The 11,143-nt window shown below is 39.1% G+C and carries 11 protein-coding genes and 1 pseudogene; 3 read left to right on the forward strand and 9 right to left on the reverse strand.

The window, feature by feature from the left end; genetic code table 11:
• A partial coding sequence (locus tag Q7P05_RS07695; RefSeq protein ID WP_303931460.1) for a type II toxin-antitoxin system RelE/ParE family toxin occupies positions 1-235 on the forward strand: 235 nt, incomplete at its 5' end.
• Between the two features lie 24 nt (positions 236-259).
• On the opposite strand, the gene aroD is transcribed toward Q7P05_RS07695, so the two are convergent.
• The 3 genes from aroD to Q7P05_RS07710 all read right to left on the reverse strand — a co-directional run bounded on the left by aroD (position 260) and on the right by Q7P05_RS07710 (position 3,114).
• Positions 260-1,054, reverse strand: coding sequence for a type I 3-dehydroquinate dehydratase (gene aroD / locus Q7P05_RS07700; RefSeq protein ID WP_303931461.1), 795 nt, complete (start codon positions 1,052-1,054; stop codon positions 260-262).
• Between the two features lie 314 nt (positions 1,055-1,368).
• A complete protein-coding gene (locus tag Q7P05_RS07705) occupies positions 1,369-2,601 on the reverse strand; it encodes an MFS transporter (RefSeq protein ID WP_303931463.1) in 1,233 nt (410 codons plus the stop codon).
• A 93-nt stretch (positions 2,602-2,694) separates the two neighbouring features.
• Entirely contained in the window at positions 2,695-3,114 is a 420-nt protein-coding gene (locus Q7P05_RS07710; RefSeq protein ID WP_005385239.1) for an Rrf2 family transcriptional regulator, read from the reverse strand.
• A 147-nt stretch (positions 3,115-3,261) separates the two neighbouring features.
• Between Q7P05_RS07710 and Q7P05_RS07715 the strand changes: the two genes are divergently transcribed.
• A complete protein-coding gene (locus Q7P05_RS07715) occupies positions 3,262-4,629 on the forward strand; it encodes an NCS2 family permease (RefSeq protein ID WP_303931465.1) in 1,368 nt (455 codons plus the stop codon).
• A gap of 80 nt (positions 4,630-4,709) precedes the next feature.
• On the opposite strand, the gene Q7P05_RS07720 is transcribed toward Q7P05_RS07715, so the two are convergent.
• The 4 genes from Q7P05_RS07720 to Q7P05_RS07735 all read right to left on the reverse strand — a co-directional run bounded on the left by Q7P05_RS07720 (position 4,710) and on the right by Q7P05_RS07735 (position 8,372).
• Positions 4,710-6,035: a hypothetical protein gene (locus Q7P05_RS07720; RefSeq protein ID WP_303931467.1), complete on the reverse strand. Its 1,326-nt coding sequence runs from the start codon at positions 6,033-6,035 to the stop codon at positions 4,710-4,712.
• A gap of 66 nt (positions 6,036-6,101) precedes the next feature.
• Positions 6,102-6,767 carry a hypothetical protein gene (locus Q7P05_RS07725; protein ID WP_303931468.1) on the reverse strand — a complete coding sequence of 222 codons (666 nt, stop codon included), beginning with the start codon at positions 6,765-6,767 and terminating at the stop codon, positions 6,102-6,104.
• A 105-nt stretch (positions 6,768-6,872) separates the two neighbouring features.
• The gene (locus Q7P05_RS07730) at positions 6,873-7,619 is read right to left on the reverse strand and encodes a hypothetical protein (RefSeq protein ID WP_303931470.1); all 747 of its coding nucleotides are present in this window, start codon (positions 7,617-7,619) and stop codon (positions 6,873-6,875) included.
• A 240-nt stretch (positions 7,620-7,859) separates the two neighbouring features.
• Positions 7,860-8,372, reverse strand: coding sequence for a pyridoxamine 5'-phosphate oxidase family protein (locus Q7P05_RS07735; RefSeq protein ID WP_303931471.1), 513 nt, complete (start codon positions 8,370-8,372; stop codon positions 7,860-7,862).
• 283 nt (positions 8,373-8,655) lie between these two features.
• On the opposite strand from Q7P05_RS07735, the gene Q7P05_RS07740 reads away from it, so the two are divergent.
• The gene (locus tag Q7P05_RS07740; protein ID WP_060924449.1) at positions 8,656-10,098 is read left to right on the forward strand and encodes an amino acid permease; all 1,443 of its coding nucleotides are present in this window, start codon (positions 8,656-8,658) and stop codon (positions 10,096-10,098) included.
• A 34-nt stretch (positions 10,099-10,132) separates the two neighbouring features.
• On the opposite strand, the gene Q7P05_RS07745 is transcribed toward Q7P05_RS07740, so the two are convergent.
• Together Q7P05_RS07745 and Q7P05_RS07750 are read right to left on the reverse strand one after the other, a co-directional pair.
• Positions 10,133-10,705 carry an immunity protein YezG family protein gene (locus tag Q7P05_RS07745; protein ID WP_060924450.1) on the reverse strand — a complete coding sequence of 191 codons (573 nt, stop codon included), beginning with the start codon at positions 10,703-10,705 and terminating at the stop codon, positions 10,133-10,135.
• A gap of 255 nt (positions 10,706-10,960) precedes the next feature.
• Positions 10,961-11,143: pseudogene (locus tag Q7P05_RS07750) on the reverse strand (cation transporter); the annotation flags it as partial.

An 11,143-nucleotide genomic window follows, 5' to 3' on the forward strand; every position in this document is an offset into this window, starting at 1 on the left:
ATTATCTTTAAAGGAAAAAACAGAAGATTTAAACCTTATTCTTCAACATCAGTCAGAAATCATTGATAATGCATTCTCCCTTGATATTTTTCCTGAAAGGTATCCTTTATATCACGGAAAATATAATAAGAAAAATTTACGAAAAATGGTCACAAAACATTATATTATCTTATACTCTATAAAAAATAAAACTGTAATAATTAATAAAATACTAGCACAAGGTATGAACATATAAAAAAGTCGGCTATCGCCGACTTTTTTAATGTACTTTTACGCGTTTATGTTGTTGTTCATCGAATACGCCATCTACGTCGATGGTGTCAAGAATTCGTTTTAGTTCATGTACATCGATTTGGCCTGGTGCAGATGCTTTGCCTGCAGAGGCAAAGGTCATAGCATTGCCGAATAGAGCGCCGGCAGCGCGTGTCACAGCCCCTAGTGGACCCATGGCCATCGTAATAATTGGATCTGATGGATATAAGGCCTTTACTTCAGCCGTCGCTTCGAGGAGCGTAAGAACATCGCCCGTTGTATGCGGCATGACCGCCATCTTTGGCACGTCTGCCAAAAACTCTTTCATTTGAATAAGTCGATTTACAATGACCTCATGACTTGGTGTACCATGGAAATCATGATTACTCATGATAATTGTAATGCCATGTACCTTAGCAAACTCAATAGTCTTGAGCATTCTATCTTGATCAAAGAAGAGTTCAATATCAATAGCATCTACCAATCCAGTAGGAATGATGCGCTCTAACATGGTGAAGTAGTCTTGTGAAGAAATGGATTTTTCCCCACCTTCACCTTTCGTGCGCCATGTAAATAACAAGGCACGACCTTTTAATTGAGGCTTGATGAGCATTAATAATTCAATAATAGCGTCAATGGAGTAGGCCCGCTCGTAATAGTCAATGCGTAGCTCCACTACATGACACGGTGTATTACATGCAACCGCAGTAGCATCTAAAATTTCTTTCATTGTTGTGCCCACAATAGGAACACATATCTTTGTACCCTTTTCGCCGAGTACAGCATGACCGATACGGACCATAATAACTCCTTTCCGTCCCACAGGGTGAGACAAATGACTTACCTTAAACTAACTATATACCAATATTTTGGTAAAAGCAATCAATCCGGCTATATTGGATTGCTATTCACAAAAAACGTATGAAAGCCCGTCATTATGCACTAAAAATGTATTCTTAGATTATCGATTAACATAATTTTTTCTTATATCCTATTTTCTCGGTCTTATTAAAATTGGCCATATTATTCAATCCTTATGAGTATATCTAATCGGTCTAAATAATCTGTCTAAATAAAAACTCCACACATAATCGTGTGGAGCTTTCTTTTATGGTATTATTCGTGCTTGGCAGATAGTTTTCTAGATTGGAATGCCATATATAACAATAACAGGCCTGTAATACTAAATACATAGGATATACCTATATAAGTGGATACAATACTGGCAAATACAGGGCCTACCATAGAGCCAAATTGTTGGGCTGTAGTTGTCATACCAAACATACGACCTCTAAAGCTTGGATCGGTATTAAGTGTTACCGCTGCACTTAAAGATGGATTAATACCTACAATACAAGATCCTATTAAGACTTGTAAAATACCAAACCACCAAATACCTACTGGTAAGCTTTGAAGCAAGAGAACGATGCCACTACCAATCATACAGTAGGATATAGTCTTAAAGTAGCCACGACGTTCGCCAAGACGAACCCATAGGTTTGTCGTTAAAGATCCTGCTAAGCCGCCGATACTAAGGATTGTACCAGAGATCATAGCCGCCCCTTCCATGGTACCTTGCATATCTCCTACATAGAGAGCCAAGATAGGTTGCAACATCATGATAGCACATTGCATGAAGAAGAAAATCCAAAGCAATCGTACTAACACAGGTTGTTGTTGAACTGCTTTAAAGTCTTCACGTAAGGATGTAGATTTAGTAGGTTGAGCCGGCTGTTCTTTTCCATCAGCACCTGTAGCATGTAATTTTGGTTCTTTCACAAAGAACAATACGGCCAAAGTCGCAATAAATACAGCGATACCGGACACATAGAATACGGGACGCATCCCTACTACACTTTCAACGGCGCCACCTAAAAATGGACCGATGACATTACCTAAGATAAGCCCCGTTTGGAAGATGCCTAAAGCCCTACCAACCTGTTTCTCATCGACACTGAGGGATACCATGGTCATTGCCGCTGGATAGAACCCATTAGCAAAACCAACGAGGGCCCTCCCCATGAGTAGTTGATATTGGTCTGTAACTAAACCTATTAATACATAACAGATGGCAATGGCAAAGCCGGCGCGCAAAGCCATCCGTTTTTTACCTTTATTATCCGCAATCTTCCCCCATATAGGAGCCATAATGCCGGCGATGAGGAAGGTAATACCGAAAACGAGGCCTGACCAAAGAGCTACATCAGCCTTTGGCACACCTAACTCTAAAAGATAGATAGGCAAAAACGGAATGATCATGGTGTAACATATAGCCAGTACCGTCATGGCAGCTGTAATAATCCATACATTGCGCATACCACCACGAGCATCATATGCAGTTGTGCTCATTCGTTGCCTCCCTTCATATATAAAAGTATATATAGCAATATACTTTTACATTCTATATAAATAAGAGCCGCATATAAAACGCGACTCTCTCATTTATTCCGTTGGAAATTTGTGATCCATTACATCCTGTAAGGATACACGTTCCATAACGTGACGGAATTCATCTTGCAAATACTGCCACAATGGAGCAGTCAAGCAATCATTAAACATAGGACATGGCTCAACATCATCTTCTAAACAAGATACGAGAGCAATAGAGTCCTCTGCAGCATATAAAATTTCATATACATTGTATTCAGCAGGCGATTTCACCAAGCGATATCCACCGTATTTACCACGGCCACTTTTAACGAGGCCAGCGGAGGATAAGCGAGATACAATCCCCTCTAAGTATTTATCGGAAAATCCTTGGCGTTCAGCAATTTCACGAATGGGTACATTTTTTTCTACCCCGTGCTCTGCAATATCAGCCAATATCCGTAGAGCATAACGCCCTTTAGTAGATATTTTCATAAGTTAACCTCTAAATCATTCATAATATATTTATAGTATATCATAAATTCATACAAAAAATGGTGGGAAATATGATACACTATACATATATCGAAATATTTTCATTCAGATATAATTTTTAATTTCATATCGGGAGGGTGTTATCTAATGTTAGATAAACTATTTCAACTCAGTGAGCGCGGTACCACTGTTAAAACCGAAATTTTAGCAGGTATTACTACGTTTATCACGATGGCGTACATCCTATTCTTAGCGCCTAACATTCTTAGTCTCGGAGGGATGGATAAAGACGCAGTCCTCATCGCTACAGCCTTAGGTGGTGGCCTTGTAACGATTGCTATGGGTTTATTTGTAAACTATCCAATTGCCCTCGCTCCAGGGGTTGGCCTCTTAGCCTTTTACTCCTTTACCGTAGTTCTCGGTATGGGCGTAACTTGGCAAACAGCTTTGGGTGCTGTATTTATCTCCGGTCTCGTATTCCTCGTATTAACACTTACGTCGATACGCCAAATGATCGTTGAAGGCATCCCAGCCTCTATGAAGGTTGCCATTACTGTTGGTATCGGCCTCTTCATCGCTATCATCGGCTTAAAATTATCCGGCTTGATGGCAATCTCTATTAGTTTGTCTCCAAACTCCTTAGGCCAAGTTGTGCAAACACATGGTAATTTAGTACCTCCAGCATCCGAAGCGCTCTTGACGCTCGGTAATTTGCACAGTGGTGAAACATTGTTGGCTCTATTCTCCCTCATCTTTACAGCATTATTGATGGCTCGTAAAATTCAAGGTTCTCTCTTGATTGGTGTGGTAGTAACAACAATTGTATCCTATGCTACTGGCCTTTCCACAATGCCTGAGAACTTCACTGTATTAGCAGCACCTGATTTCTCTAAGGCAGCATTCCTTCAATTAGATATTCCTGGTGCGCTCCACATGGGCTTAATCACGATTATCTTCTCCTTCACCTTCGTAGAATTGTTCGACTCCATGGGTACTTTGATTGGTACTGCTACAGAGGCGAAAATTGCAGATCCTAAATCTGGCAAATTCCCAGGTCTTGGAAAAGCCATGACTGTCGATGCTGTTGGCGTTAGTGCTGGCGCATTGCTCGGTACTTCTACGATTACTGCCTTTGTTGAAAGTGCGGCAGGTGTAGGTGCTGGTGGCCGTACAGGCTTAACCGCTGTTACAACAGGCGTATTATTCTTAATCTGCTTGTTCTTGGCTCCTATCGTATCCTTGGTGCCAAATGCTGCTACATCTCCTGTTCTTATCATTGTTGGTGCCCTTATGTTAGGTGCTATCCGCAATATCGACTTCGATGATTGGACAGAAGGCTTCCCTGCATTCCTCGTTATCGTTTTGATGCCGTTCACATACAGCATCGCTAATGGTATCTCTGCAGGTCTTATTGCATACCCTCTACTCAAAATCATTGCAGGTCGTGCAAAAGAAGTTAACTGGATTATGTACGTATTAGCGGTACTCGTTATCATCCGCTACGTATTCTTCTAATTAATAACTAAAAGAACCTATCTCTAAAGATATTAGTAAAATATCTAGGAGATAGGTTCTTTTTTTATTACTATTTAGTATTAACGAATTGTTTTTACACCAATTAAGTCTGTACGACTTGGATCGATATCTTTTAATGGCACTACATGATTTCTATAAAAGTCTGCTTCAGATGCTTTCACAGGCACTTGGAAGAACAAGAAATACGCCATATTATCCTTGTACCACGTAACACTGCGTACTAAGCCCTTATCTACATCCCCTGTATATTGAACCTCCCCTATTGGAGTGGAGTCGCTCCACTGTACGTCATGGTACTCCCATGGGATATATTCTTCAGGCCATACAGTATCCATAGAGTAGCTCATGCGGAAGACCATAGTATGATTTACCCAACGACCGCTGCGCTCTTGATACTCTTGACCTTGCTTCCAATATACAGTTTCTAATACATCATTGTCATAAAAATGTGTAGCATAGTATGTATAGCCAAGAGGCAAGTAACTTGGTACAGATACGTCATAGGACATCTTATGAGATGCATCGATTACACCGCTAGGTAGGCCAATAGTTTTGCTGGTAAGTATAGGCCACACAGAATTTGTATGTGTACGTAATGGCAGCCCAATCGATTCATAAGGAGGCCATTCAGGCTCGTCATTTTGTTTAACCTTTTTCGCATCGTTTTCTTCAACATATTGCTTATCATTGCGGTCACCACGTAATCGAGTATCATCAGTAGACACGTTACTTAATGGGCCTACTGAATCTACAATTTTACTTACATAGTTTTGGTTTCTTGAGGAAGCAAAGTAGAGCATATACACTTTATTATCTTTTTCCCAGTAAGCAATCTGAATAGCGTCTTGACTAGAACCTAACGTATGTACAGAGATTCCATTAGGGGTAATAAAGCTAACTGCATCCTTAGCATTGTAATTTGTCTTTTCTAATATAGGCTTTACTACTGTATCGATAGCCCAACCCATGCGATATACAATATCTGTATTAGAGAAGGTTAATTTCGGACCATATTCACCATCATGGCCTGTTTCTGTATAAACGATTTCTAATACATCATGGTCCTTGGCCGTTACATCGCGTACTGCATAGTCTTTAGGCATATAAGACGGAACTTGTATAGGATAGCCAAATTCCTGCGCAACACTCTCTATATTAGGTTCGACTAAATCATTATCACCAACTTGATCATACCAGCGATAGCGATCAGCGAGTCTTGTATTATCATCGATAGTTTTCTGATTATCTACCTCTCGTTCAACAGGAACAGTGTTCCCATTTTTATCTATTAATGGGTATGTAGCGCTAACTGGCTGTACGCCAAAGGTGCTTACTGCCGTAGCCATAGCGGCACATAACACAGCAGATGTTAATATTTTCTTCATATTCTCTCCTCTTTGAGCGGTTACATACGTTACCGCTTTGTTCCAAATAATTTGCTACGTGAGCATCTATATTTTCACAGGCTCCACATGCTCCTTATAGAATTCAGCATCAACTGATTTCACAGATTCTAAGAACAATAAGGAATATGCCATACCGTCTTTTGTCCACGTAATGCTGCGAATTAGTTGTGCTGCTGGATCACCGGTGTAAAAGACTTCACCAGATTCGCCTTGGTCAGACCATTCAAAATCCTTATACTCACCGGGAACATACGGTACATCTTTTACATCGTTCACGGAATAGCCCATTCTATAAACAAAAATACTAGCAAGGTTGTTTTTGCCATCTCGATAGTTAGGGGAATTTTTTATAAAATATACAACCTCTAATACATCATTTTTTTCTTGACGTACTGTATAAATTTCATAGCCATAAGGGATGTAACTAGGGGCCTTAACCTCATATGGAAGCTTCTTCGCTGCCTCTTTTAGGTTTCCCTTAAATGTATGAGCCTTTTGTGTATTCTCTATAGGCCAATCATGAAAGCGCCACTGTAAACCATCCATTCTAGGCTCGACATTTTTAAAATTATGTCCTAGCTTAAGTGTTTTAGTGGATACAGAATTATCTGCAGATATAGCAGTGTCTACAGTATCTGCTGTTACACTTCCTACAGATAGTAACCCAACAGCTATAGTGGCTAAGATGGACTTATATATAGTTTTATTCATCTTCTTTCCTCGTTAAGCGATTACATATTTCACCGCTATTACACAATATATTGTTCTAGATACGGTGTGTATTACATACAGCTTGTATTACATCCCGTTTATCTCCTAAGGAATTATTCGTTCTTTTGTTTTAGTAAAAGTCTTCGTAATCGGATAGTTTCCTAATAGTTCATAACGTGAGCTATCTATAGTTTTAACAGGCACGATATGTTCCTTATAGAATTCTGCATCAGCTGCTTTCACAGGTTCTAAGAAGAATAAGGAATATGCCATTCCACCTTCCGTCCACGTAATGCTACGAATCAATTGTTTTCCTGGATTACCTGTGTAATACACCTTGCCAGATTCACCTTGTTCAGACCATTCATAGTCCTTATACTCTGCAGGAATATACGCTGTATCTCTTACGGTATCCAATGAGTATCCCATTCGATAGGCCCTAGCATTAGTAATGAATTTTCTCCCATCCTGATAGATAGGTGCATTTCTTTTGTAATATACAACCTCTAGCACATCATTTCGATCAAGACGTGCTGTATAAAGCTGATATCCATAAGGTATATAACTAGGTACCTCAGCCTCATACGGCAATTTCTGAGTAACCTCTGCTATTCCCTTAAAGTTACGAGCACTGTCTTGAGTCATCAAAGGCCAACCTACTAATTGCGTTCTTGGTAGTTGAATAATTACAGAAGCATTAGCCATGTTTGGTGTAACATTTTTAGAATTAGATAGGGCCTCAGAATTATTAGTAGATACAGACTGATCAACAGTCTCTGCTGATACATAGCTTACAGATAATAGACCCGTTGCTATAACAGCTAAAATGGACTTATATATTGTTTTGCTCATACTCTCTCCTATTATAAAAATTTATAATATACTCCACACATATAATGATATATTTTCTTATTTATATCAAAAATAGGTCCCCTGTTCTGTTGCCCTAGCTACTTCATAAAACTTTTATCTTTTCTCTTATGAAAGCATAGTCATCAGCCAATACTATCTCTAGGGCTTACGAGTTTGATATATAAAAAAACATCCTACTGAGCACTATATCATAAGAGATCTCAATAGGATGTTGTATCATTATTTAGTTAATGGAGGCATGATAATATCTTGTTCAAGTTGTCTTCGTCGTTTTGCAGTATAGTCTTCCACTTTAATTTGAACAACGCCCACAGAGTTTACCATGGCTTCCGTAAAAGTAAACTCACGAGCTGTCTGATGTTTCATCAATACTTGTAAGCCATGAGACTTTTCATCAGTAGCCTCTAAATAGGTAGCCTCTCCACGACCCATCACACTAGAGTATACCGAGCTATATTTACATGGTATATCTCCACCTGAAACGAGGGCTTCATCGCTACCATCAATTTCAATAAATACATGGGGATTCGCTTGAATCAAACTAAACTTTTTCCCCTCATAATGGCCATGTACATAGATATAAAGTACCTCATCTATAAATTCATATCCAAAATGTAAGGGTACCACGTAAGGGTAATCACCATCCATCAAACCTAGGTGAATGATACGAGTACTATTTAAAATACCCTTAATTTCATCTATATCTGTAACCTTGCGATCTTGTCGTCTCATAATAGTCTCCACAGTTTTACATAAAAAATAATCTATGTATCATTATAGCAAATTTTAGAAATCTTTTAAGGCTAAGTATTCTCTTAAAATGAATAATTTCTCTTTTATTCGTATATTAATAATACTATTTTTGCTATGTGTCCACCGTATAAATACATTTGACTTTTTGTAATAGATACTGTATTATAAGAAAATAGTTTTATTGATTCTATAGATTATAAAAGCTATGGTCATCCATGGCTTTTTATATTTGTAGATGGTTTGTAGAAAAGAGGTCTTTACTATGTCTGATACGCATCAGTTAAAACGGGGCCTTAAGAACCGGCACGTACAGTTGCTCGCCATCGGCGGTGCCATCGGTACAGGCTTGTTCTTAGGCTCCGGCCGTGCCATTCACTTGGCAGGTCCATCCATTATTTTCGCCTACCTTATTACAGGTATTATCTGCTTCTTCATCATGAGAGCATTAGGCGAATTGTTATTATCCAACTTGAATCACCACTCCTTTATCGATTTCGTCGAGGATTATTTAGGTGATCGAGCAGCATTTATTACAGGGTGGACATACTGGTTCTGTTGGCTTTCACTAGCCATGGCCGATTTAACAGCCGTAGGCCTCTATATGCAGTTCTGGATACCGTGGTTGCCTCAATGGATACCCGCCCTTGTCGTCTTAGTGGCATTGCTATTAATGAACTTAACAGCCGTAAAATACTTCGGTGAAATGGAGTTCTGGTTTGCCTTGATTAAGGTAATTGCCATCATCTCCCTCATTATCATCGGTATCATCATGATTGTCACAGGTTTTACTACAGATGCAGGTGTTGCCGCCTTTAGTAATATGTGGAATTATGGGGGCTGGTTCCCGAACGGAACGATGGGCTTTATCTTATCATTCCAAATGGTTGTTTTCGCTTTCACAGGTATCGAGCTCGTAGGTTTAACAGCTGGTGAAACAGAGGATCCTGAAAAGGTTATCCCTATGGCGATTAACAACATTCCATTACGCATTATTTTGTTCTATGTGGGCTCTTTGGCTATCATCATGAGCATTTATCCTTGGACAGCCGTCAACCCATCTGCTAGCCCATTTGTGGCCGTATTTACCGCAGTTGGTATTGCCGCCGCTGCAGGCATCGTAAACTTTGTAGTTCTTACATCTGCTGCATCTGCAACAAACTCTGGTATCTTTAGTACAGGCCGTATGATTTACGCCCTTGCTAAACGCGGTCATGCGCCAAGCTCTATGCGCCGCTTAACACACAGTAGTGTACCATACCAAGCAACTATTTTCTCCGCTGCAGTACTATTAATTACAGTTGTACTCAACTATGTAATGCCAGAGGCAGTATTCGTTATGATTACATCTATCTCTACATTCTGCTTCATCTTTATTTGGGCAATGATGGTTATTTGTCACCTTAAATATCGCAAGAAAAATCCTGAATTAGCGGCACAATCTAAATTTAAAATGCCTCTATTCCCAGTGATGAATTACATCATCCTTGCGTTCTTTGTTTTCATTCTAGGTATTCTCGCCCTAAACGAAGACACTCGAATTGCCCTCTTGTTTACACCAATTTGGTTCGTTATTCTCTGGGCCTTCTACTCCATGCTTAACACGGACGATGAAGACGCTCTCAGTGAGGAACTTATCGAGATGGCTGGTGTAAAAGAAATTTACAAAAAACCTAAAAAAGAAGATTCTGACGATTACATAATCTAACACAAAAAGCCCGTGCTATGCACGGGCCTTTCTCTTACTTCATAGTAGGGAAATTTTGTTGTTCATACTGTTGTTGATAAGCAGGTAGATTACTTGTATCTTCGCCATAATTAAAGATTGTCTTAGTACGATATCCGCCTTGGGTAATGATAAGATCAATGGAGGATGGTACCTCTTGACCATTTTGTTGTAAATGATTTACTAATTCTTGTAGCGCTTCAACTTGTCGCAACGAACCAGTCATATATTTACCTTTGGATAGGCCTGTATTTCTAATGACTTGGCCATTATATACTTGACCATTTTTATCTGTGTAATAGAATCGTACAGCTGATTTATCTCCTGTAGGTACAGCTTTAATATAGATGGTTTTCCAATTTTTCTTAACCATCACTCTTGTAGCATCTGCTAACTTGTTAGATAAACGTTGTGTTTCTTTATTTGCAGATTTAGATACACCATTGACTTGCTGAATTTCATCATTCATAGGCATATCAATAATTGCCATACTAGGATCTTGTTGTACCTTTTTCGCATCTGCAGGCTGAACCGCCAACACACCAACGGCCGCCATTACAGCTAACGTTGTAAGAGCAAATTTCTTCATTATATCTCTCCTCAAATAGGATTCCCTAAACAAATTATATTTTATACAACACATTATACGCATTAGGCTATTTATTATCAAGCCTATCTTATTTTTCAGGACCATTATTCTTAATTATTTGATTCCATCGCAACATAGTACCACCTCGCTATTAGCTATAGTATAACTAGCTCTCTCAACTTATAAAAGAAAAGGCTTCAACCGCTTCTCGTCAAAACATTTTCGTCGATTATTGGTTGAAGCCTTTTTATTCTATTAGTTACTAAAGTCAGTATCCACAATAGCAAATTGTGTATATTCAGGGCAGCGTTTTTGCATTTCTGCTTTAATTTTTTCTAATGTACCATGCGGATCTTCTTCGTCAAAATCAAAGATAATATCGTAGTAGATAACTTTCTTTTCTTCGTGTACGTAAAAGGCATGTACTTGTACTACATG

The sequence above is a fragment of the Veillonella dispar genome, assembly GCF_937975875.1.
Classification (GTDB): Bacteria; Bacillota; Negativicutes; order Veillonellales; family Veillonellaceae; genus Veillonella; species Veillonella dispar_B.